Source organism: Microcoleus sp. B3-A4, assembly GCF_036705385.1.
Classification (GTDB): Bacteria; Cyanobacteriota; Cyanobacteriia; order Cyanobacteriales; family Microcoleaceae; genus Microcoleus.
The window spans coordinates 26,768-50,768 of record NZ_JAUBUI010000039.1; the positions used below are offsets into that span (position 1 = coordinate 26,768).

A 24,001-nucleotide genomic window follows, 5' to 3' on the forward strand; every position below is an offset into this window, starting at 1 on the left:
AAAAAATGTAACTGTAGGCAAACTCCAACCATTATGGAATAAATTATTCCCAATTCTAAACTCTCAAATTTAAAATTGTATTATGGAGGAGCGCTCGCCGGTTTCAGACACCGCTTCATATAAATTTGAGCTACCTTATCCTGAGGGTTGATTTCCAGGCACGCCGAAAACAATTTTTTAGCTTCAACTAACCTGTCACTATTGTAAAGTATCAAAGCTTGCTCAAACATTGTCTTTGTCTCTAACTTTTTCTGTCGTAAGTCTGGCGGATCTGCCGCAAATACTTCATAAACTGTTACCATTCGTGATTTACCTTTAACTGCTACGCGATCGATCAACCTGAAATCATAAATATCGTTCAACTGCATAAAAGTATTGTGAGTAATTAACATCGACACTCCATACTCTTTCGTCAAAGTTTCCACGCGGGAGGCTAAGTTTACCGCATCACTAATCACCGTGCTGTCCATCCGACTTTGACCGCCAACCGTGCCTAACATCAAAGAACCCGTATTGATTCCAATGCCAATTTGCAGCGGCGGGCGATCGGGTTGATGCCGACTAATATTATACTCGTTAAGCTGTTCTAGCATAGCAATTCCAGCTTTCACAGCATCGTCCGCACTGCCATCAAACAGCGCCATTATCGCATCGCCAATGTATTTATCAATAAAACCAAAATTGTTAGTAATTGCAGGTTCCATCCGCGACAAATAAGCATTAATAAATTGAAAATTTTCTTCGGGATTCATCGTTTCAGAAACCGAAGTGAAATCGCGAATATCTGAAAACAGCACCGACATTTCTTTCTGTACCTGATCGCCTAATTTTACTTCCAGAATACTTTCATATCCCAGAAAGTGGAGAAATTCGTGCGGCACAAACCGCCCGTAAGCATCTGTTAATTTTTCTTCCGCTGCTAAAGCTTTTTGTAACTCGTCTGTGAATTGCCGGCGCTCGGTTTCTACCTCTTGACGCTCTGTGATGTCTTGAAAAGCTGCGATCGCGTAAACTATGTTTTTCCGTTCGTCGTAGATTGGAGTCGCCCAAACCTCGATCGGCACAATCCGATCCGACCCATGAACTTCTAGATCGTCCATACGCACAAATTCTCCCCGCAACGCCCGAACAATCGGTTGGCTCTCCCTCGGATACAATTGATTAGTTGCAGCGTCGTAAAATTGATAAGCTTCAGGAAATTGGTCAGTACCCCCATCAAAAATTAAACCTTGGGCTAGTATCCTCTCCCCCCAAGAATTCATGTAAAAAGGTTTACCCTTACCATCGACAACAAATATTCCCACTGGCATCGCTTCCAGGAATTGAGTCAATCGGCTTTCGTTTTCTGACAGTGCCTCATTTAACTTTTCTTGGGCTGCCAAAGCTTTTTCTAAATCATTAGTAAACCTGATTCGTTCCACTTCCACGTGTCTTTGCAAACTAATATCCTTAGCAAAACCCTGATAGTAAAGCACTTCACCGTTAGCATCATAAACTGTGCGCGCATACTCAGAAATCCAGATAATGCTGCCATCTCGACAGTAAACCTGAGACTCAAACTCACACAGAGTACCGTGCTGTTTCATCAGCGCCAGAAACTCTTGACGGCGGTTCGGTTTCACGTACAATTGCTGCTGAATATCATTAATGCTTTCTATCAATTCTGATGCGGAATCGTAGCCGTAAATTTCTGCAAGAGCAGGATTCGCACTGATAAAATGTCCGTCCGGCGTCGTCTGAAATATACCTTCGAGAGCATTTTCAAATATCCCGCGATACTTCTCTTCAGCTTGAATTAGCGCCGCTTCAGCTTCTTTGCGTTCACTTATGTCACTAAAAGCAATAATCGCATAGGAAATTTCGCCTGTAGAATCATAAATTGGAGTTGCCCAACTTTCTACAGGAGTAATCTTATTAGCTGTACGAATTTCTACACCCTCAGTCCGCACATTTTCGCCGCGAAGCGCCCGCATAATTGGCAATTCTTCCACAGGACATCTCTGATTAGTCCCGGCTTTATAGAATTGATAAATTGCTGCTTTTTGCTCTGAATTAATATGCGGCACAGTGCCTTTGCCAAATACATCTCGCGCCTTCTGGTTAGCGTAGAAAGATTGCCCGTTTGCATCAAGTACACATACGCCCAATGGCATAGCTTCTAGATATTGGGTCAAGCGACTTTCGTTTTCATGGAGTTTGGCAATCAGCATTGCCTGCTTGCGGTTTAATTTTACCAACTCCTGATTCATTTCCTGAAGTTCTATTTGTTTTTTAGCTAACTCTTTATCTTGAAAATATTTATATATTGCCTCAGTAACAGTTAACTTTAAGTCATCAGATTGCCAAGGTTTAGGTATATATCGGTACAATTTAGCATAGTTAATAGCATTGGCTACCGCTTCCAAATCTGCCTGCCCCGTCAGCATAATCTTGAGAGTGTTCGGCGAAATAGCATGAACGCTGCTTAATAGTTCGTCTCCTTTCATACTAGGCATGATATGATCCGAAATAACCAAAGGAACTTCATACTGTTCTGCTAAAAGTTCGGACAGCAACTCTAAAGCTTCTTCGCCACTTTGGGCCGTTTCAATTAAATATTTATCTTCAAAGGCTTTTAGCAGGTCTATTTCCAGACTATCGAGTATAGTCTGCTCATCATCGACACAAATAATGACTGGTTTTTTCATAAATTTGCCAGACCAGACTTGATAGCTTCAATTAGTTCTTGATTTTGCCAGGGTTTTTCTATGAAAGCATGAAGATTTGCTTGAATTTTTGTTCGTTCGATGGCTTCTTGGTCTGCTTGTCCCGTCAGCATCACTGTCACAATTTGCGGATATTTTTGATGAATTTTAATTAGCAACTCATCTCCTTTCATTCCGGGCATCAACCAATCAGAGACAATCACTAGAATCTTAACCTCAGCTTCAGATAGCTCTTCAATAACCTCTAGGGCTTCGGCGGCACTTTCAGCAAATTCCCAAAGATATTTACCGTTAAAAGCCTGTTGCAGTTCAATTTCCAGACTTTCCAACACTCCTACTTCATCGTCAACACACAAAATTGCTGGTTTAGACATCGCTAGTTTCCTTCTTTAGTTTGGGAGGGTGAAGCCCGATGGGTAAGCACACCGTTTTCCAAATTCTACATTCCGCGCGGGTAGACTGCAAATTTTTAGCCCCCGACTTCAGTCTGCGACGCTTTACCTACTCAGTTAAATTAATCGGCAAAGAAACTGTAAATGCTGTATTACCGGGTGCCGACTCGACATCAATTTTACCCTGATGTTTTTCAATTATTTTTTTGACAATATCCAATCCCAGCCCGCTGCCTTCTCCCGCAGGTTTGGTAGTAAAAAAAGGCTCAAAAATTTTCGGAATAATTTCCGGTTGAATCCCCTTACCGCTGTCAGTAATTTTTACCAGGACGCTGGTATCTTGTTGTACCGCGTCAATCGTTAAAGTTCCTTGATTGTCCATCGCTTGTAAGGCATTGTGAATTAAATTTGTCCAAACTTGATTGAGTTCGTCGGGATAACACAGTACCACAGGCAATTGATCTTGATAATTTCTGACGACTTCCACACCCTGCTTGATTTGGTTTTGATAAAGAGTTAATACAGTTTCAATTCCCTGCGTAATATTCACCTGTATTTTTTCCCCATTTACATCGTAACGCGCATAATTTTTCAGGGCAAAGACGACTTTTGCAGCGCGTTCAGTAGCGGTAGCGATGGTTCGGGCGCTTCTGTGAATGCTAGCAAAGTCGAAGGCTGTTTTTATAATATTTTCGCTGTCCGGGTCTTTGATCAAAGGCAAGAATTCTTGCAAATTTCCCTGCAATCCAATATTGATTAAAATGCTAGCAAGGCTGTCAGCATTGTCAATGCCTTCCGACTCTAGTTGCTGCTTCACGGTTTTTTTCAATCCCCGTTTTTCTCGCGTAGATAAAGAGTAAGTTTGTTGGCTGGAACGGTACATCAAACACAAGAAATCGTGCTCGCGTTCTGCAGACAGTTCTTTAAAAAAAACTGGCAAACTTTCGAGATTGTTATCCAAAAAGCTGGTAATATTTCCAATTGACGACCGAATCGCGCCCAATGGCGTATTAATTTCGTGAGCAATGCCCGCAATCAGTTGCCCTAATGCGGCCATTTTTTCTGATTGCACTAATTGATTCTGAGTAGCTTGCAGTTGGTCTAAAGTAGCTGTCAGTTCATCGTTTTTCTGTTGGAGCTTTTTTTGCAACAAACACATCGCTAAATGGGTTTCTACCCTCACTAGAACCTCTTCCACCTGAAAGGGCTTGGTAATATAATCTACCCCGCCCACCGCAAAGGCTTTGACCTTATCTAGTACGTCATTAATCGCGCTAATAAAAATCACCGGAATGTCGCGAGTGCGTTCATCCGCTTTGATTTTTTCGCAAACTTCATACCCATTCATTTCGGGCATCATAATATCCAGCAAAATCAAATCTGGAGGCATACCCTTTGCCGCCGAAAGCGCTAACTCGCCGCTAGGTACGGGGCGGACTTTATAGCCCTTGCCATTCAAAATTCCGGCTAGCAGTCGCAAATTAGCTGGGGTGTCGTCAACTACTAAAATATTACCGCGATCGGTGCTAGCAAGGTCGTTATTCATGTGATATTGCTTGAGATATTAACTTTAAAATTTTGTCGTACTCGAAATTTTCTATACAATTGGCGATCGCACCAGCCGTTACTGCATCCTTTAATCGAATTTGCTCGATCGCGCTATCAATTACATCCATATCTGCATTTAGTATAGCCAGCTTTAAATCTGATACCAGCGACTCAGGCAATCTCACGAAATCAGCCGCAGTCAGTGCGCGATCGCCCTCTTTGATTGCCGATAAATTAGTTTGACCCGGATCTTCATAAATATAGCGCACTCCGATATGTTTTTGCATAGCATCAAAAATATCGGCTTCCCGGAAAGGCTTCCTCATAAAAGCATCGCAACCCGCCGATAAAATAACTGCCCGTTCTTCCTCCAAAACGCTCGCAGTCAGCGCAATAATCGCAGTAGCTTGACCTTTAATAGTACCTTTAATGTATTGCGTAGCTTCGTAGCCGTCCATCACAGGCATTCTCATGTCCATCCAAATTAGATGCGGTTCCCAACTCTCCCAAATCTCAATAGCTTCTTGACCGTTAGTAGCTTCTTTTAGTTCAAAACCCAGAGGATAGAGGATTTTAATTAACAGTAGACGATTGAGCGGTTTATCGTCTACTATCAAAATTCGATAGGTGTGTTGGTTGGGAACTAGGCCAATAACGTTCCGGCTGGGTTTTGGGCTTTCAATATCAGCCGCATCAACCGCAATAACTTGAATGTCAAACTTAAAATTAGTCCCCTTGCCCACAGCAGAAGAGACGCTCATTTTCCCGCCCATTAATTCCACAAATTTGCGGCTGATTGGCAATCCCAAGCCTGTACCTTCTTGCGAATCTTTCCCTGTCTTGGTTTGTACGAAAGGTTCAAAAAGAGCGTCTAATTCATTGGTAGCAATACCGGAACCAGTATCTTCCACTTCAAAATGAAGGAAGAAGGAAGAGGTAGAAGCTGAATCGTCATTTGGCGTGGCAATAATCTGGTTGTTCGAGTGACTGAATTGAGAGCTTTTAAGACCATTAAGTGCTGGAGTTTCTGTATTTAGTGATAGTTCGGGGTGAGCCAACTTTCCCTCTTCTACCTGCTGATTTCGGCCTAATGATTGCTTGCTAACTCTGACGGCTACACCCCCCTCATGGGTAAATTTAAGAGAGTTATTGAGCAGATTAATTAAGATTTGTCGCAACTTTACCTCGTCGGCTTCTACATATTGCGGCACGTCGGGACTGCGGTCAAAAACTAACTGCAACTGCTTGTCATCTGCTTTGAGTTCAAACATATCTTCCAAGTCGTTTAGCAGGCGATAGAGGTCAAATTTTTTGGGATTGAGGGTGGTGCGCCCGGATTCAATTTTAGATAAATCGAGCACGTTATTAATCAGGGTGAGCAGGTGTTCTCCGCTGCTGCTAATTATGCTAATATTTTCTTGATGTTCTGGGCATAGAGTTTGGCTGCGAGTCATCAGTTGGGAAAAGCCGAGAATTGCATTGAGAGGCGATCGCAATTCGTGGCTCATGTTAGCAAGAAAGGTGCTTTTAGCCTGATTCGCTACCTCTGCTTTGTCTTTAGCTACAGCCAATTCTGCCGTCCGTTCTTGCACTCGGTTTTCTAAAGTTTCAAAAGATTGTTGCAGTTGTTGAGCCATGCTGTTAAATGACTTGGCTAATTCCCCCAATTCGTCCGAACGTTCACTTTCTACGGTTGTGTCCCATTCACCTTTAGCAATATTTTTTGCTGCTGCATTTAAGCGCAAAATAGGGTTTGTTACCCACCGCGAAGTCAGAATGCCGATCGCCACAGCTACTCCTAAAGCTGCGAAACAAAGCAAAACCGCTGTGCGGGTATTGGCATCTATTTCTTTGGTGAAATCTGCTTCGGGAACAACTAAGACAATCAGCCAGTCTAAACCTTTGCCGTCTTGGAACGGCAAGACTTTTAAAAATTGTCGCTTGTGATCTATTTCAAAGCTCAATAACTCTGATTTTTTAATTTTGTCTAATTTTTTAAACTTTGCAGTCAAATATTTAGCTGTCGCTTGAGTAAAACGGTTGCTGCTTTCTTCTACTTTAAACAATTGTCTGTCATTACCTTTAGTGCGAAACGGTTTTTCTGTTGTGGAAGTTGCTAACAAAGTACCCTGGCGATCTATAATAAATGTTTGACCGGATTTGCCAACTTTGAGACTGTGGAGAAATCTTCCAAGATGGTCGAGACGCAAGGCAGCAAATAATACTCCCTCTAGCTGATTTTTTTCGCTGTATACTGGTTGGAGAGCGCTGATAATTAAGGTCGGCTCTAGCAAAGAAACATAAACCGAACTCCAAGTAAGTTTACCTGCTTTTACGGCACTTTTATACGCAGTATTTTGCCTATTGTCAAAGTTTTTGACAATGGTGGCAACTGTAGTGCGATCGCCTCGCTCGTTTGTATTGTAAGAATAAAAGTTTAACCCAGTAGATGTTTCTATCACATTAATCATTCGGGAGCCGTTAGACAGTTGTTCACCGGATCTATAATCTCCCTTATTGTTGCCAACGGAGGTAAAATTGATATAGGGATATAATTGTACTTGCCGCAAAAGATATTTCTCCCAAGCTGATAAGTTTTCCATCTTTAACAAGCCGAGCTTGACAGCATCAAGCTTGGTTTGATTGATTTGATGGGGAGTGGTCAGGTAAACTTGCAGGTTTTGCTCGACACGCAAACTCACCTCGCTCATTAACTGACTGGCAAGGTTATTAACTGCTTTTTGTCCGTTTCTAAAAGACAGATATCCTACAAGTCCCACGGCTCCCACGATTTGCAGTACAAATGGAACTATGAGAACAGTTCGCAGCGGTAATTTGTCTAAAAGTTTAGAAACCATAATATTGAGAGGTTTGATGAACTTAGTCTAAAACCGTATTTGCACAACCGGTCTTAATAGCAGCACCATTTATTTACTGGCGCTTAGGTAGGGGGAATTGATGCGGGCTATTTTAGCTGTGGTAGATGCTCGACCCCGATCGAATGTGAACCTAATGTTTACTCGATTAAAATCTATTATTTTACCCATTGTCGTATTATTGTTACCATTTAGGTAAAAGTTGCAGTCTCTGGCTTCGAGAACAGCCTGATATTGGATCGCGCGGGCGAGTTGAACCCGCAGGGGTCAAGCGGTTTGGAGGCTGGTCAGGAAATTTGCGATCGGCACTCGCCATTTTCCGCAAGACGTGTTATACTGTAAACAGTCGAGGGCACGTAGCTCAGTGGATAGAGCATCAGGTTCCGGTCCTGAGGGTCGGGGGTTCAAATCCCTCCGTGCTCATTGAAATTTATTGAATGACTGACTTTGAGACCGAGGACAAATTTTTGTCCTCGGTCTCAATTATTGTGATTTAAGCGTCACTGTCAAAAATCGAATCGCCACTGTACTGGCATATCGCAGACTGATTGCGCCCCTGTTGCTTGGCACGGTATAGTGAACGATCGGCGATCGCAATCAAGTCAGCCGATGATAGTTCCGAAATCGGAATCAAGTTGGCAATACCCATACTAATAGTAACTACATCGCTCACATCAGAGGTTTTGTGAGGAATATGTAAAGCTTTAATAGCAGCGTGAATCCGTTGAGCCACCGAACTCGCTCCTTCAATATCGGTATTAGGCAAAATGATGGCAAATTCTTCTCCGCCGTAACGCGCCACCAAATCTGCCGGACGGTACACTACCTCTTGCACAGTCTGAGCAAGTTTGAACAAACAATCATCCCCCATTTGATGACCGTAGCAATCATTATAACGTTTGAAATAATCCACATCAAACAACAACAGAGAAAGAGGTTTTTGTTCCCGGTATAGCCGCTGCCATTCATGCTCTAAGCGGTCATTAAAACAGCGGCGATTAGCAATTTGAGTTAATCCATCAATATTGACCACTTTTTCTAAGAGGTGAGTAGCGCGGGCTAGTTCTTCGTTAGAGAGTGCAAGTTGTTGATTAATTTCTCTCATTCGCGCTTGGGCCTCCTGCCTTTCTGCCAATTCCTTTTGCAACTTGTGAAAAATATCCGCTTGTTTAATGGCGATCGCTAACTGATTAGCAATCTGTTTAACAAGATCAATTTCAAATTCTTCCCATTGCCGAGGAGCAGAACATTGATGAATACATAACAACCCCCACAAATCTTGTCCATTGAGCAACGGCGCAACTAAATTAGCCCGAACCGGAAATTGTTTCCAAAGAGCGCGGTAACAGTGCTGAAGGTCAATCTTATTGATATCTTGAACTACCTGCATTCTCCCTTCTTGATATGAATCAATCTCTTGTTCACCAGCACACGGGTTGTTAAATTGATTTCTGCTTACCAATTTACATCCTTCGCCTACGGATTCTGAAACAAACTCACCATATCCAAATTTACTCTCAGGAGCAAACTTAAATATGCCGACGCGCTCGGCATCAAGAAACAGGCGAATCTCCTGCGAAGCAATCTCAAAAATTGTAGACAAATCAAGAGATTGACGAATGTGTAGAGTAATTTCTTGAAGTAATATCGCCTTGTCGTACTGTTTCCGCAGAGCTATTTCCGCTTGCTTTTGCGCGAGAATAGCTGCCTCTGCTGCTTTTTTTGCTTTAATAATTTCACCTTCGTACAGGATACGCTGGCGGATACAGAGCAAGATGCAATCGTTGACGAAGCTTCCTCCCTTCTCCCGACGCCTAGCGTTGATCAGCATAGGTATATCACTACCCTGCTTTGACCTTAATGAGAAGTAAATTTCCTCTACTTTACCTTCAAGCTTCAATAGGGGGAAGAAATGGGTTTGAAAAAAAATCCGGCTGGCCATTGGCAGAATAAAGTCCATTCTCCGTTCCCGCAGTTCATCGGTTTCGTATCCGAGTAATTGCAGTAATGTGGCGTTGACCATTAGGATCGTACCATCGTCAGCAAACGAGAGGAATCCACAGGGTGACGTGTTGAGTAGCTCGTCTATCTGGTAGGTCATGTTTGCCATACAAATCAGGTAGTATGAGATGCACTCAAATACTCCTTAATCACGTCGATCGTCTCTTGTGGATGACTCAGGTGCGGGCAATGTCCCGTAGCTTTCATCAGCCGTAGCGTACTTTTAGGCAGGTGGCGGTGGAGATAATGTCCTACCTCGGTGGGAGCTACCATGTCCTCACTACATTGTAATATCAGTGCAGGTACTGGGGCCTTCGGTAAATCACTGCGATTGTCAGAGTAAAAAGTCACCTCGGCAAAGCGACTTGCAACCACCGGATCGGTGGAACAAAAACTTGCCTCCAGTTCCTCACTTAACTCAGGACTCTCGTGATTCTGCATCACCATTGGCGCCATAAAGCTTGCCCAACCAAGGTAATTTTTATCCATGATATCGAGGAGATCCTCAATATCTTTGCGCTCAAACCCTCCGTAATAATTTGGTAAATCATTGATGTAGCAGGGTGAAGGCCCTACGAAAATCAGGCGATTAAAGTAATTAGGAGCTTTTATTGAGGACACAAGGCCGATCATACTGCTGACAGAATGACCGACAAAAATCACATCCGTCAACGCCAATTCTTCACAGATATCGAGGACATCCTGAACATAGCCATTGAGGTCGCTGTACCGTTCGTAACTGTAAGCACTAATATCAGACTGTCCAGAACCTACATAATCAAATAGGATGATTTTGTAGTCCTTCTCGAAGGCCGGTGTTACGAAACGCCACATATTTTGATCGCACCCAAATCCATGAGCAAACATCATCGTCTGGGTGCCTTGTCCAAACACTTTTATATTATTCCGCCGTAAAATTTTTTGAGTCATTTGATCGACACGAGGATTAAATTGATTATAAGACTTTTGCGCGCCTTTATGAGGATTGCTCATCCCAAAGAGTGGTAGACAACAATTCAGGATGTCGGATTAATTGAGTGGCAACCTCAGCACTGACAGGCTGGCCAAACATAATATAACTCTGCCCGATTTCACACGCGATCGCTTGTAACTATTGCAATTGCGCTGGGGTTTCAATTCTTTCGGCAATTGTGCTCACATTTAAGCCATGTGGGATTACAACTATGGGTTGGGCAATTCCGCGAGCGATCGGAGCGCTGCCTAAATTGCGGACAAATGAGCGAGCAATTTTGAGCTACTTCACCGGAAAATTTTTCAGGTTGTTAAAAGCAGCATAGCCAGTCGCAAAATCATCGACATAAATCTCAATATTATGCTCCGATCATTGGCTCAAAAAATTGTAGGTAATGTCAACATTAAGCATTATTGCCGTTCCCGTAATCTGTAGCTATGGATATTTTGGCTTCATATCGCTTCGCTCAACAATGCGATCGCTCTTAGCGATTAAAGTCAGTTGGCTGAGTTGACGTGCCGACAGATTCACCGCGAGATTAGGAAGAATTAGTCCTGCTGCTAGCCACTGCTGATATTGCCAGCAAGGTTGCTCTAAAATCCATTTGCTCTTCGGGCAAAATCAATCCAGTTTTTTCGGGGATGGGAATACATCGATGGCGATGAATCCAACCTAGTTCAGGAGAATATCCCCCTACTATAACTTTAGCACCAGCAAGGCTACCTGTTTGCCAATCGAGCTGAGGTCGATCGTACAGCAAGTATTGGCTTTCCAAGCACAATTCAAGAGATTTGCGATCGCCAGGGTCTTGGATTTGGTCCAAGGTATTGTGGTTGTGTAAAAATTATAGGTATTGGGCCCGAACCCTTAAAGTAATATACGGAAATATCTGCATTCTTGAGCAAGCTATCGAACTTCATTTCATCGTGTGGAGATAGGGATATGCCAATACTGGTGATGAGATGTAAGGAATGATTTTGGAGAAGAAAATTAGCTTTAATATTTTTGTAGAGGTAATCCCCCCGAGTTTCCCTAATCTAGGGGTAGTAGGGATAGGCACGATGCGGCACTAAGCTGCTAGGCCAGAAAGATTTTCTGTTAGATTCGAGAATCGGATAGAGAGAGGATTTTATGATTTTTGAGATATCATTGAAATATACAATTTAGAGGGACAACAGCTTACCCCTAGATTTTTACCAAAACCTATTTAGTGGGATTGCTATAGCAGAAGGCGCTGATGCAGAAGGCAATAAAACCTCCTATTCCAGCAATTAAGAACCTCCAAAACATTGTCGCGGTTGCTATAAATTTTTACAAACTCCTCAAATTAAAAAAGTTGGGTTTCCTAGCTCAACCCAACCTTCTTTTAATAAAGAATGACTGTTAAATCTCAAATATCCTCATCGTCTTGGCCTTGCACACCTTGCAGAATCCGCGATAGCTCACTCTTTTCATTAATCGTAATCCGACTCGGAGAACCGCTGATAATCCGTTCGTAACCACGGAACGAATCTTTAATTTGGGGCCCTCTTTCAGTAATCGTGTATTCCCGGATTCCTTTGTCGTGCCACGAACCGCGCATCTTAAACACATTAATTGCCCGCGACATTTCTCCTCGAATCTCTACATACTGCAGCATGATAATCGTGTCAGTAATCGTAGAAATATGGGAGTCCGTAATAGAATGAGCACCCATAAACTGGTCGCTTGTATTTGTGAAAAACCCGGTTATTTCTTCCTGCTTCGCAAAACCTGTCACTCCGATCACAAATTGCCTGAAAGCATTATTGCTGACACCCCTAGCTAAGGCCGACAGCGAGTCTATAGCAATTCGAGAAGGTTTGAACTCAGCAATTTCTGATTTAATAGTCTGCAAGTGGTCTTCCAAACCTGCGGATTCCGGGTAAGTACACAGCAGCTTCAGCAGTCCTTTCTCTTCCATTTCCTCAAAATCAATGCCCCAAGAATAAGCATTGCGGAACAACTGAGCACGCGACTCTTCATAGGCAAACAGCAGCGCCCGATTGCCGTTCATACAAGCATTCTGCAAGAACTTGCTCACCAACAGCGTTTTGCCGGTTCCCGTTGCACCCGTAGCCAAAATAATTGAGTCTTTGAAGAAACCGCCACCGCACATCTCGTCGAGAGTTTTATCCCCGGAAGAAACCCGCACGTTTGAAGACTTTTGAGTTAATCGCATCGCCCCCAACGGGAAAATATTAATTCCGTCATTAGTCATAGTAAAAGGATATTCGCCCTTCATGTGAGTTGTACCCCGCAACTTCAAAATTTCCATGGTGCGGCGGCGGCGTTCCCCTTCCAAAACGTTGCGAACAATCACCACATTATCCGACACAAACTCTTCCACTCCAAACCGAGCGACGGGGCCGTATTCTTCCACCCGTTCCGTAGTCATAACTGTAGTTGCTCCGACTTGTTTGAGGCGCGCAACTAAGCGAAAAATTTCTCGGCGCACCACCGATGCAGCATCGTACTGCTGAAATACGGCGGTCACGGAATCTATAGAAACCCGCTTGGCTTTGTACTTGCGAATGGCGTACTGGATTCGCTCGATTAAGGCAGATAAATCAAAATTCCCTACGATATCTTGACCTTCCGGGTCCGGGGAAGCGTCCAAAATAAATAGCTTGCCTTCCTCGATTAACTGTGCCAGATCCCAACCGAAACTGCAAGCATTTTTAATAATATCTGCTGGAGATTCTTCAAAAGTTACGAAAACTCCAGCTTCGTCAAAATGGGTAATTCCGTTATAGAGAAATTGTACGGCAAATAAAGTTTTTCCCGTTCCTGACGTGCCGCTGACTAGGGTGGTTCTGCCGAGCGGCATTCCGCCGTGACTGATGTCATCGAAACCCTCAATCATCGTGCGAATTTTTTCAACTCCTGCCGTTCCCAATCCTTCTCGTTGAACCGTTTGACTAATTTCATTCATGTCGATTTTTGTCAACTCTCAGTATTCTTTAGTTGTCACTCATTAACCGCCGATCATGAGTCTTTGTACCCAGCTTTTAGTTTTGGCTCTTGCTCAATAACTAATGACTGCTGACTGCTGACTAATGACCCCCGCCCAAAAACCGATACCGTGCCACGTACTCCTGTCGTGGAAAGATAAAAATTTTAGACTTTTGTTCAACCTCCCAGATTCATCTGTTGAGTAAATCTAAAATATAAAATCGTTCGACTGAGCGCGACTCGACGCTTCGACTGAGCGCTCGCCGAACGTTTCACGCCAAACCGAAGTCTCAAATCTAAAATCGACTGACTCTCACCTGATTATCTTATGAATTCAGGTCTTCTTCGCGAAGTTCTTCATAGAGCAAATCTAATCCTATCAGAACTTTCTCGCGATCGGACAAATCGCCAATAATTTTTCGCACCGGCGGCGGCAGGATTTTGGCCAGCGTTGGGGTTGCCAATATTTTGTCCTCTTCTGCTAGCTGAGGATTTTTGAGAACATCTATGACTTTCAGCGCGTAGACGCCTTGAAATTCTTGTTCTAGGATGTCCTTTAGGGTTTTCAAAGCTCGCACGGAGTTGGGAGTATTCCCCGCAACGTACAGCTTCAGAACGTAGGTTTTCTTCAGAGGACTCATGAACTTTTTTAAATGTTGAGTATTAGTTGCCAGATGTTAGTTGTAGTTGTTATTTGTCTTAAATCCGCTGTTCTTTGTTATTTTATAATAATTTCCGGCTCGCCCTCGCGCGGGCGTTTGTCGGCTCCTTTCTTTTTTGTTAGATTCTACCTTCTACCTTTTCTTTCTTAAATTATGCCGAATCCCTTCTACATTCTACCTTGAGAGGTCTCTTTCGGAATCGATCGCCGATACATCTCGCACATATGAGCGATCGCATCAATCAGAGTCAAGCGGTAATCGAGCAATATTTCCTCGCTGCGCCCTTCTATTTTTAGCTGTTTAGCAAACTCGTCTATCAATTCCATGTGAATTTCTACAATTTGAGTCACGGGAACGTCAGCAAAAAAAGCCAAATTCACAAATTCATCTATTTGATTGTTGACCGCAGTATCTTGAGAAAAATAATTCAAAAGGATGTCGCGATAACTCGACTTGAGTTGCTCCAAAAACTTTTGTTTCTCAGATCCCGGCAGATTTTTCAAAAAAATCTGGGAATTTCTTTTATAATACACACCTAAGTATCCTAATCGCTCCCGTAATTTTTCCGCCAGCCGCCGCTGCTGTCGGCTGAGCAAACTTTGAGCAGTCAATTGGGCTGTCGCATCGACCGTTACGGATTCGTAATTGACAGGAACCGGAGTTGAAAGTTTCAGAAATTGTGCGATCGCCCGATCGATACCCGCAACTATTTCGCTCGATCGAGCGATTGCCAGTTGCACCTCACCAGGGTGATAAAAAAAAGCACAGCTTTCGTCTTGACTCTTGTTGGCGGTACTGGGTGCGGCCTCAAAACCATCTGAATATGGTGCTTCGGGCCTGCCATCTACCTGCGCGTGAGGCGAAAAAATCACAGCAGGCAAAAAGATCGATCGTTCTTGCAGCTTACCCAGAAGCGATCGCAGATCCCCATCCACCTCCAAAACCAAACAATCAAGGTGATAATTGTGCTTGAGGAACCCCAAAAACTCCCCTGCCGACTTAATGTGCGTTAAAGCATAGCGATCGCCCCTCAAAAGCTCGATCGCAGAGGCTGCGATTTCCTCAGAGCGGACAAAAATACCGATAGAAAGTTGAGGAAGCAAAGCTGTAGGTGCACCACCTAAGTTGCCTGAAAGTGCTGGATCGCTCAGAGTTGATATCTCCTTTACAAAAAACTTAACATTTTAACAATCATCTCAATATTTATTTTAACCAATCTTAACCGCAAAATAAGTGATGCGCTTCTAGCAGAGAAAGAATCAAAGTGTACTCCTTGGTTGTTGTGTCAAGCACCCTGAGCGTGATTTCTGCAATTAAGCTTAAGCCTTAAAATAATTGCTAGTCGCCTCAAATCAGGCGTAGGCATCGAACTCCCCGGTCTCGGTGCAGATACCGAGCCTGATAGCGAACTGATATAAAACAAATAAGATACAGAAATTCGCAGCTACATTGAGCATCAAAAATATTACTGCTCTCGCGAGCAGACTCTCAGGTTTGTTATGCCACTCACCACCCCCAGTATCAAAAATTTTATCGAGCCAGTGCCGCTGTGCCTCCAAACGGCTGCGCTAGAATCGCTGCAGTCAATTTTCAGCTCCTGCAACTGCGATCGAGTCGCAGTAGTCAACGAACAGCTACAGCCGCTGGGATTAGTGTACCTCCGCAGCCTTTGGGCTTGGGGAGCCGATCGCACAAACGACGGGCAGCAACCTTTGTCAGAAAGCCCGATCGCGATCGAACCAGTCAGGGCATTACCCGCTGCTATGAGCGTCAGCGAATTCTGGCAGTACCTGCAAACAGATGAACTGAACACCCCAGCCCGGTCAAACCGCCAAACCGCCGGCATTTCATCAAACAACCCGATCGCCCTGACAGATGCCAGCGGTCAATTTTTAGGAATGCTAGACAGCCTGAGCCTGCTGCAATTCGCCGCACTCAACAGCAGCTCGCTCTGCAGCCTCACAGAGCAGGCAACAGCCGTCAAAGAAATCGAATTAAGGCCGGTTTCCGAAGCCATCGCCACGGTTTTAGGCGCTCAAGTGCGCTTTCTAGAAGCAGGATTGAAACCTTCGGAAAACCTGAACTCCTTAGTCCAACTGTTGGAAAAACTGCCCCTGCCCCTGAGATTGCAAACCCCTACCGCACAAATAGTCAGCCAAAACGCAGCGTGGCGGATTTTGCTGGGAGCAGGCCCAGAGCCAGTTCCAGAACCAGCAGCAAATTTGGGTAAACACTCGCCCCGCAAACCAAGCCATTTAACAAGCGAATACAAGAGCGTGCAGTTAGAGGCCATCACCAAAGAGTGCAGGAGCCTAGTAGGAGCAAGTAGATCGGGCGATTCCCTGCGGGATAGCTTCGCTTCACGCGATTCAACCGCAGCCACCAGTTGCCCGCTGCCCCTGTACGCTGCAGCCTCCCCCTCCACCTTAACCGCTCCAGCTTGGTGCCCCACCGCCGGCAAACCAGACACCTATATTTGCGACTGCCCCGTACAAAAAGGTCAAGAACGGATATGGCAATTTGTCAAACAACCGCTCTCAGACCAGCTAATTTTAGTAATGGGACAAGATGTCACCGAAGAACATTTAGTCGCCAAAGAACTAGCAGCGAAAAATGCAGATTTAATCCACCTCAACCGACTAAAAGACGAATTTTTATCCTGCATCAGCCACGAACTAAAAACCCCGCTCACCGCCGTCCTCGGTTTGTCCAGCCTCCTCAAAGATAAATTGATCGGAGAACTAAACGACCGCCAAACACGCTACGCCAAACTAATCCATAAAAGCGGGCGGCATTTGATGACAATTGTTAACGACATTTTAGACTTGACCCGGATGGAAACCGGGCAGCTAGAACTAATTCCCGAACCTGTCGAAATAGCATCAACCTGCCAAAGAGCCTTTGAACAAGCAAAACAACTGCAACAGCAAGAAGAAAAAAACCCTCCCGGCGCGAGCAAAACGGACGGTACAGCAAACGCAGAACCCTCCGCCCAAATAGAATTTACACTCGAAATAGAACCGGGACTGAGCCACTTAATTGCCGACGAACTGCGGCTGCGGCAAATGCTGGTTAACCTGCTTTCCAACGCCCTAAAATTCACCGAAATCGGCGGCAAAATCGGATTGAAAGTAAATGTTTGGGAAGGCTGGATCGCATTCACTGTTTGGGACACTGGCATCGGCATCCCGGCAGACAAACAGCACCTGATCTTTCAGAAATTCCAACAGCTAGAAAGCCCCCTCACCAGGCGCTTTCAAGGAACCGGACTGGGACTGGTACTGACTCAACGGCTAGCTCGGCTGCACGGCGGGGACGTTTCGTTTATTTCCTCAGAAAACCAAGGCTCTCAATTTACCCTGCTGCTGCCACCAAATCCTCCGGGAAACAGCAGCGAAGAAGTCCCGGCACAGGAAACCGCTGAGGAAGAATTATTACAACCCCAATATCCGACTCTGACCGCCAATTCTCGCTCTCGTTTAGTATTAATAGTCGAAGCAGTTCCCAAATATATCGAAGATTTAACCAACCTCATCTCAGGTTTGGGCTACCAAGTAATAGTCGCCCGTTCCGGCACCGAAGCGCTGGAAAAAGCTCGCAGGTTCAGTCCCGAAGCGATTTTCCTCAACCCGCTGCTGCCGCTGCTGTCGGGTTGGGACGTGCTGACGCTGCTCAAGAGTGACCCGGATACCCGATCGATTCCGGCGATCGTCACGGCCACCAGAGGGGAAAAAGAACGCGCCAGTGTCAACAGAGCAGAAGGCTTTTTGAGCTTGCCGGTGGAAGAACCGGCTTTGCGGCGGCTGCTGACAGACTTGATCGGCCACAGTAATGCTAGTACAGGCAAAGTGAAGAGTTCTTTAACCGTGTTGTGGCTCAGCCCGCAAAACAGTTCCTTTCAAGGTTCCGCTTTACTGCTCAACCCCAACTACTGCCGGGTTTTAGAAGCAGACGACCTCGGCCAAGCAGAACTCGTGGCCAGAATTTGGCGGCCCGACGCGATCGTCTTGGACGGTACAAGTGAACTGCAAAACCCATTAGCTTTTATCGAACAGTTAAGCCGGTCTCGAAATTTGGGTTCTCTCCCCTTGGTGACTTTAGACCCTCCAACTACGCAACTAGCAAATCAAGTCAAAGGATTGTCGGTATTTCCCTGTTTAGCCACTAGCAGTCCCGACGACAGTGAAACTTCACCTACCGGGTTGGTACCAAGTGCTTTGTGGCAAGTGATTCAAGTTGCTGCTGGCATGAGTTGGAAGCCCAGCATTTTATTTGCCGACATTTCGACTTTACCCGATTTGCACCGAACTTCTGGGGGGAACCCGACGGAAGAATTGGAACATTGCGATCGATCGACAAATGCCGAGATTCCCCTCCCCAATTCCCAGTTTTCTACTCCTAACTTTCAAGCTTTGATTCAGTACATCCACACCGCAGGATTTCGAGGGTCGATCGCTTCCTGCTGGACAGAAGTTTTGCAGCAGTTGCAATATCAAAGCGTTGACTTAGTTTTGCTGTGTTTGCGAGATGCCCCCTCAGAATCCCCCGCTATGTTGCAGGCGCTATCGAACTTGCGCCAAATGGCAGTAAAACTGCCAATTTTAGTCTGGGATTATCGCTCTACAGTAAATTCGGAATCCGAGGCGATCGACTTTCTACTGCAAGAAGTATCTGCCAAAATTTTGCCTTCTTCCTTATCGGCAGCACAATTATTAGACAAAATTCAACAGACTTTATTAACTCACTCAAGTTCCTGAAAATGAAGAATTTACCAGGTTGGTAGTGAGGAATTCACTCCTCTCTAAACCTGTAAAGACTAACTATTATTTCTGAGTGAGAACCGAGTTGGGGAATTCTTTAACGGAAAACCGCGAAGCGTTATTTATTAACTCATTCAAGTTTCTAATAACTCATGATTTTGCCTATTTGTAATGAGGTTCTCAGTCGTCTATAAAACAGTGAAGAAAAACGGCGACCCTGAGTGTAAACATAATTTGAGAAATATTTAAATGAAAACCCCGAAGTGTAGCGAGTTAAGAAGCAATATCAAAACTCAAAAATATGAGTTATTATAGGCGATCGAGAAACCCTTATATTTTTTTCTGGGGCTGTACAGTGCCTAATCGCATTCCTTTAATATCTCTGCTACTCGCACTCGGTTTGGGGGCAATGCCCGAGCCTGCTGTTGCACAGGCACTCCTGCCTTACACCCTGCAAATCGACTCGGCCCAACTCGAACAAACGGCCTTGAGCCTTGCAGAAGAAGCCGTCCAGCTAGCCAGACTCCAGCAGTACCAACTCGCCGTCCCCAGAGCCGAACTCGCCACACAGTTAGCTCCCAAGAATGCTCAAACTTGGACTTTGTTAGGCAGCTTGTACCTTCAAGTCGAGCAGTTTGACAAAGGCATTGAAGCTTTGGGGCAAGCTCAATCTCTGTCGCCAGAAAATCCCTCAATTAAATTTGTCTTGGGAGAAGCTCACTTTCGGAAAGCGAACTACGAGAAAGCAGCCGAATATTTGCAAGCAGGGTTAAAGTTAAAACCAGATACTCCAGGTGCATTATTCGATTTAGGCAATGCTTTTTATAAGCTGAAGCGGTTCGATCAGGCGATCGCCCAATACGAAAAAGCCTTTGCTTTAGAAAAAAACCTGTGGCCTGCTATTAACAATATCGGATTAGTCAAATACGAAATGGGAGATGTTGATAGCGCCATCAAACGCTGGGAACAGGCGATCGCGATCGACGACAAAGCAGCAGAAGCAATGCTAGCTCTAGCAGTAGCACTCTACGGCAAAGGCGACAAAGCAAAAGGCTTAGCGATGGGAGAAGCAGCTCTGAAACTCGACAAACGCTATGCTACCGTAGAATATCTCAAAGAAAACCTCTGGGGCGATCGTTTAATCGCAGATACCCAAAAGTTGCTAGCCACTCCTGAAATGAAAGCAGCACTGGCTAAAATTCAAGACACCCCACCCCCTCCCCAAGTGTCGCCTTAATTGTAGTTAAGTTGGTAGTGAGGACTGAAGTCCTCAAAGCCTTTTTTAACTGATAACCAACTATCTTATTCAGGACTAAAACCAAAAAATAGTTGAATACGTTATGGGTAGGGGTAAGGTGCGCGCACAGCGCACCCTACAGATAGAGTTGGTGCGTAAGTTCTATTATTGCCACGAAGCAGTTGCTGCCTTCAATTCTCCAATCTAAAATCTAAAATCTAAAATCTAAAATCGCATGACCCCCCTAAGCTGGACAGAATTAGAAGCCCTCACAGACTTTGAAGTCGATCGCGTCAACGGGCCAACCAACGCCCAATCCCGCTTGCGCCTCTTCGGCAAAACCGAATCGGATGTGCGAGTCACCCTGTACCGCGATAACCATGCTTGGTGTCCCTACTGCCAAAAAATCTGGCTGTGGCTGGAAGAAAAACAAATCCCCTACCGTATTGACAAAGTTACTATGTTCTGCTATGGGGAAAAGGAAAGCTGGTACAAGCGTAAGGTGCCATCGGGAATGCTACCGGCGATCGAACTAGACGGCCGCATCATCACCGAAAGCGATGATATCTTAATCGCCCTCGAACGAGTCTATGGCCCCTTGGGTTTGGGCATGGAAAACCCCGCAGTAATACCCCTGCGGCGGTTAGAGCGACTCCTATTTAGAGCCTGGTGCTCTTGGCTGTGCTACCCAGCAAGTTCAGCCAAAGTAGAACTACACAACCGCAACCAATTTATCAGCGTCGTCACCCAGGTAGAAAAGGCCCTAGCTAGCACTCCGGGGCCTTATTTCCTCGATGAATTTGGCACTGCGGATGTGATCTTTACGCCCTACGTGGAACGGATGAATGCCAGTCTTTACTACTACAAAGGCTACTCGATGCGGGAAGAAAACCCGCGCTTTGCTGACTGGTTTGCGGCGATGGAAACCCGCCCTACCTATCGCGGTACTCAGAGCGATTTTCACACCCACGTCCACGATTTACCGCCTCAGATGGGCGGGTGTTATGAAAACGGCGAACCTCAGATGCTACTCAATAAAGCCCGCGTGGATAATGGGCCTTGGGCTGGACTCCCGGATGTGATGTATGCAGAACCGGAAACCTCCCGCGCTGAAGCACTTCATCGCGTCATTAAGCACCAGCGCAACATCGTTCGAGTCAATCCTGCTGATGACAAGTTATTCGATGAGGCTTTGCGTTGTGCTTTAACTTTGATGATGACTGGCGAAGTTTGTAAGCCGCCGGCTGGTTCTGATGCGGCTTTGCGGTATTTGCGCGATCGGGTGAATGTGCCCCGCGATATGTCCATCTACGCCGCCAAGCGATTGAGGGAAGCGCTGGAGGAAACGGCGGCTTTGGTGGGTGATGGCCAAGGTTCTCCGATTCTGCTGAAGCATCGGCGAGATCAAGATCCGGCTAATTTTGTGTAGAATTCTGGGCATATCGGAATCAGACGGAATCGGCGTTGCTGCTGCTCTACTTCATCAGCTTGCTATCTGCTTGATCGATGAAACTAAAGGTTGATGTGATTTTTAATCCGGTTCTGTTGGAATAGGAAGATACTGGGCTGGTGGAGTTGGCGATCGCACTTGAAGATGAGGTTGTCTATATTTTTAATGCTCGTCAACAGAGATGGAATACTCACTTTTTTTGGAATGGTGTCGAAGCGATTGGGTTAACGGCGGTCGAGCAACGGTGCAAGCCCTTGATTTGAATCAGTCAACTATGTTGGCAATGCGGGCAGAAAAGGAATTACAGGGTCGTCATCCTCCCCCGGAAGATATCAATCCCGTAGATACTGATTTGTAGGTAATTCTTTTGACTCTAGAGATATCCCCTATGACTGTATTTTTGCCTAGTCTTGCTGATTCTGTGATTCAAGGACTACACCAACCCGGACAAAAGGAATTGCTGGATCTAGTGTGAATTTCAAATTTGGCAACCGGAGGGCGGTTTGCCGGAGACGAAGGCGGGGTTATACGAGTTTGTGGATTCGGTGTATCGCTGGAAGGCGAATGAAGAGATTTTAAACTAAACCTTATTTGCTTAAAAAATACTATACAATTATAAAAATATTGACTTATGGAGAGCAGAAATATGAGCATTGTTCCACGCGGAATGACAGTCACTGAGGCTTATCGGCTCTATCGGTCAGGTAACTTGTTAGTAAACAGAAAATATCAAAGAAAATTAATTTGGTCGGTTGACGAAAAAGAAAAACTGATTGGAAGCCTTTTAAATGGATATCCAATTCCTTTAATTTTACTAGCAGAACGTCCTCAAGTTCATGGAAGTGGAAAGTATGAGATTATAGATGGTATGCAGCGACTTAATGCTATTTGTGGTTTCATTGAAAATTTATTTTCATTTAACGGAAGCTATTTTGATCTTAACGAGTTCTCCTATGCCAAACAATTAGCTGAGGAAAAAAGATTTGAATTTGAAGAAAATTCTGATAAGTTAGATAGAAAAGAATGTGCAGATATTTTAGATTATCAGCTTGCAGTAACCATTTACACTGCAATGGATGAAAGTGATATAACAGAGGTTTTTGGAAGAATAAATTCCGGTGGTAAGCATTTAAGCAATCAAGAAAGACGGCAAGCAGGTGTAACAACATCATTTGCAGAAGTGGTTCGTACAATTGCTATGAAGTTGCGGGGGGATGATAGTCAGAAAACGCTTCACTTATTTGATATGCCCCAGATTAGTATTGATTCTAAACGGAATAATCAAGGTTATGGGATTCAAGCAGAAGAGACTTTATGGTGCAAGCAAGGAATCCTTAGTATAGCTGAACTGCGTGATAGTAAAGATGAAGATATGATAGTAGATATTGCCGCATCAATATTACTTGATGAACCCCTACCAAGAAGCAAAGAGCGGCTAGATAGTCTGTATGATGAAGAGAGCAATGACTTTCATTCAATAGAAAAGAATCTTGCCAGGTACGGAGCAAATAAACTAGAAGAAGACATTGTAAAAACCTTCTCCGTTTTTGGAGAAACTCTTGAGACATATAGTTCGGATAATAAGTGCTTACAAAATCTCGTAAATCGAGGCATTCATAATCCAATACCGCAGGCATTCTATACAATATTTATGGCTTTTTTTGAATTAGTAATTGAATCAGAGCTTCTACCTGCTGACCCTCAAAAAATTATGGAATCCCTCAGAAATCTTCAGAAGAAGTTAGATCTAAGCAATCGCTTCGCAGCGACAAAAGATCGCATAAATAATATCAATCAAACGAAAGGACTGATCCAAAGTTACTTCGTGAAGAAAGATAAATCAGCTCTGGGAGACGGTGCTGAGTTGATTCAAATATTCAGAAATTCTTTAAGTCGTTCTCGTATAGAAACTGCAAAGTACGAGTGCAAGCAAGGTTTGCTTGATCTGTCACAAAATAGAAACCTAAATAATGATTTGCTCCAGAGACTTGTGGAAACAATGTGCGGAATTGCCAACTGCGATCCAAACACTGATGGATATATATTCCTTGGAGTGGTCGATAAAAAGCAAGACGCAGAAAGAATTAAAAATTTAGATGGGATTAATCCTATTGAAATCAATGATAGATACGTTGTAGGAATTGATAGAGAAGCTAAGGTTTTAGGTAAAAAATTAGAGGATTATGTTGGCATATTAATTAATGCCATAAAAATATCTGATTTGACTAATCCCTTAAAGAGTCAGATTCTGATGAAAATTGATACTATAAATTACAAGGGACATTCTGTGATTAGAATTAATGTTCCACCTCAAAAACAGGTTTCGTTTGTAGGTGAAAAAGCTTTTATGAGAGAGGACTCTTCAACTGTAGAAGCTAAAGGACCAAAACTAATGGCTGTTTTTCAACTTTTCCAAAAGTAGTT

The 24,001-nt window shown here is 44.3% G+C and carries 15 protein-coding genes and 1 tRNA gene; 6 read left to right on the forward strand and 10 right to left on the reverse strand.

All coding sequences use genetic code 11. From position 1 onward, the window contains the following. Positions 1-80 precede the first annotated feature (80 nt). From QUB33_RS16715 to QUB33_RS16730, 4 genes are all read right to left on the reverse strand, one after another. Complete coding sequence (locus QUB33_RS16715; protein WP_333351686.1) at positions 81-2,687, reverse strand: PAS domain S-box protein; 2,607 nt, start codon at positions 2,685-2,687, stop codon at positions 81-83. Further along, entirely contained in the window at positions 2,684-3,079 is a 396-nt protein-coding gene (locus QUB33_RS16720; RefSeq protein ID WP_333351687.1) for a response regulator, read from the reverse strand. Before QUB33_RS16720 ends, QUB33_RS16715 begins: the two co-directional genes overlap by 4 nt. Before the next feature lie 127 nt (positions 3,080-3,206). Then, a complete protein-coding gene (locus QUB33_RS16725) occupies positions 3,207-4,643 on the reverse strand; it encodes a response regulator (RefSeq protein WP_333351688.1) in 1,437 nt (478 codons plus the stop codon). After that, a complete protein-coding gene (locus QUB33_RS16730; protein ID WP_333351689.1) occupies positions 4,636-7,503 on the reverse strand; it encodes an ATP-binding protein in 2,868 nt (955 codons plus the stop codon). Before QUB33_RS16730 ends, QUB33_RS16725 begins: the two co-directional genes overlap by 8 nt. A 368-nt stretch (positions 7,504-7,871) precedes the next feature. Here QUB33_RS16730 and QUB33_RS16735 point away from each other — a divergent pair. Continuing rightward, positions 7,872-7,944: transfer RNA gene (locus tag QUB33_RS16735), tRNA-Arg, on the forward strand. 70 nt (positions 7,945-8,014) lie between these two features. Here the strand turns inward: QUB33_RS16735 and QUB33_RS16740 are convergent. The 6 genes from QUB33_RS16740 to QUB33_RS16765 form a co-directional block, all read right to left on the reverse strand. After that, entirely contained in the window at positions 8,015-9,631 is a 1,617-nt protein-coding gene (locus tag QUB33_RS16740; RefSeq protein ID WP_333351690.1) for a diguanylate cyclase domain-containing protein, read from the reverse strand. 5 nt (positions 9,632-9,636) lie between these two features. Continuing rightward, on the reverse strand, positions 9,637-10,515 hold the full coding sequence (locus QUB33_RS16745) for an alpha/beta hydrolase (RefSeq protein WP_333351691.1): 879 nt from the start codon (positions 10,513-10,515) through the stop codon (positions 9,637-9,639). Between the two features lie 518 nt (positions 10,516-11,033). After that, on the reverse strand, positions 11,034-11,318 hold the full coding sequence (locus QUB33_RS16750) for a hypothetical protein (RefSeq protein ID WP_333351692.1): 285 nt from the start codon (positions 11,316-11,318) through the stop codon (positions 11,034-11,036). A gap of 567 nt (positions 11,319-11,885) precedes the next feature. Further along, a complete protein-coding gene (gene kaiC / locus QUB33_RS16755) occupies positions 11,886-13,448 on the reverse strand; it encodes a circadian clock protein KaiC (protein ID WP_333351693.1) in 1,563 nt (520 codons plus the stop codon). A gap of 346 nt (positions 13,449-13,794) precedes the next feature. Next, positions 13,795-14,109: a circadian clock protein KaiB gene (gene kaiB, locus QUB33_RS16760; RefSeq protein ID WP_006632119.1), complete on the reverse strand. Its 315-nt coding sequence runs from the start codon at positions 14,107-14,109 to the stop codon at positions 13,795-13,797. A 188-nt stretch (positions 14,110-14,297) separates the two neighbouring features. Then, a complete protein-coding gene (locus QUB33_RS16765) occupies positions 14,298-15,233 on the reverse strand; it encodes a circadian clock protein KaiA (RefSeq protein ID WP_333351694.1) in 936 nt (311 codons plus the stop codon). Positions 15,234-15,629: 396 nt separating this feature from the next. Between QUB33_RS16765 and QUB33_RS16770 the strand changes: the two genes are divergently transcribed. The 5 genes from QUB33_RS16770 (at position 15,630) to QUB33_RS16790 (ending at position 23,999) form a co-directional block, all read left to right on the forward strand. After that, positions 15,630-18,887: an ATP-binding protein gene (locus tag QUB33_RS16770; RefSeq protein WP_333351695.1), complete on the forward strand. Its 3,258-nt coding sequence runs from the start codon at positions 15,630-15,632 to the stop codon at positions 18,885-18,887. Between the two features lie 358 nt (positions 18,888-19,245). Further along, positions 19,246-20,127, forward strand: a complete 882-nt coding sequence (locus tag QUB33_RS16775; protein WP_445299530.1) for a tetratricopeptide repeat protein — start codon at positions 19,246-19,248, stop codon at positions 20,125-20,127. 235 nt (positions 20,128-20,362) lie between these two features. Further along, positions 20,363-21,556 carry a glutathione S-transferase family protein gene (locus QUB33_RS16780; protein WP_333351697.1) on the forward strand — a complete coding sequence of 398 codons (1,194 nt, stop codon included), beginning with the start codon at positions 20,363-20,365 and terminating at the stop codon, positions 21,554-21,556. Positions 21,557-21,758: 202 nt separating this feature from the next. Next, a complete protein-coding gene (locus QUB33_RS16785; RefSeq protein ID WP_333351698.1) occupies positions 21,759-21,935 on the forward strand; it encodes a hypothetical protein in 177 nt (58 codons plus the stop codon). A gap of 288 nt (positions 21,936-22,223) precedes the next feature. Beyond that, complete coding sequence (locus tag QUB33_RS16790; protein WP_333351699.1) at positions 22,224-23,999, forward strand: GmrSD restriction endonuclease domain-containing protein; 1,776 nt, start codon at positions 22,224-22,226, stop codon at positions 23,997-23,999. The last annotated feature ends 2 nt before the right edge of the window (positions 24,000-24,001 follow it).

Coding starts and splice junctions, on each gene's coding strand:
- QUB33_RS16730 (WP_333351689.1), bottom strand. CDS start 7,503: ATGGTTTCTAAACTTTTAGACAAATTACCGCTGCGAACTGTTCTCATA.
- QUB33_RS16785 (WP_333351698.1), top strand. CDS start 21,759: ATGGAATACTCACTTTTTTTGGAATGGTGTCGAAGCGATTGGGTTAAC.
- QUB33_RS16725 (WP_333351688.1), bottom strand. CDS start 4,643: ATGAATAACGACCTTGCTAGCACCGATCGCGGTAATATTTTAGTAGTT.
- QUB33_RS16745 (WP_333351691.1), bottom strand. CDS start 10,515: ATGAGCAATCCTCATAAAGGCGCGCAAAAGTCTTATAATCAATTTAAT.
- QUB33_RS16715 (WP_333351686.1), bottom strand. CDS start 2,687: ATGAAAAAACCAGTCATTATTTGTGTCGATGATGAGCAGACTATACTC.
- QUB33_RS16790 (WP_333351699.1), top strand. CDS start 22,224: ATGAGCATTGTTCCACGCGGAATGACAGTCACTGAGGCTTATCGGCTC.
- QUB33_RS16740 (WP_333351690.1), bottom strand. CDS start 9,631: ATGGCAAACATGACCTACCAGATAGACGAGCTACTCAACACGTCACCC.
- QUB33_RS16720 (WP_333351687.1), bottom strand. CDS start 3,079: ATGTCTAAACCAGCAATTTTGTGTGTTGACGATGAAGTAGGAGTGTTG.
- kaiC (WP_333351693.1), bottom strand. CDS start 13,448: ATGAATGAAATTAGTCAAACGGTTCAACGAGAAGGATTGGGAACGGCA.
- QUB33_RS16780 (WP_333351697.1), top strand. CDS start 20,363: ATGACCCCCCTAAGCTGGACAGAATTAGAAGCCCTCACAGACTTTGAA.
- kaiB (WP_006632119.1), bottom strand. CDS start 14,109: ATGAGTCCTCTGAAGAAAACCTACGTTCTGAAGCTGTACGTTGCGGGG.
- QUB33_RS16770 (WP_333351695.1), top strand. CDS start 15,630: ATGCCACTCACCACCCCCAGTATCAAAAATTTTATCGAGCCAGTGCCG.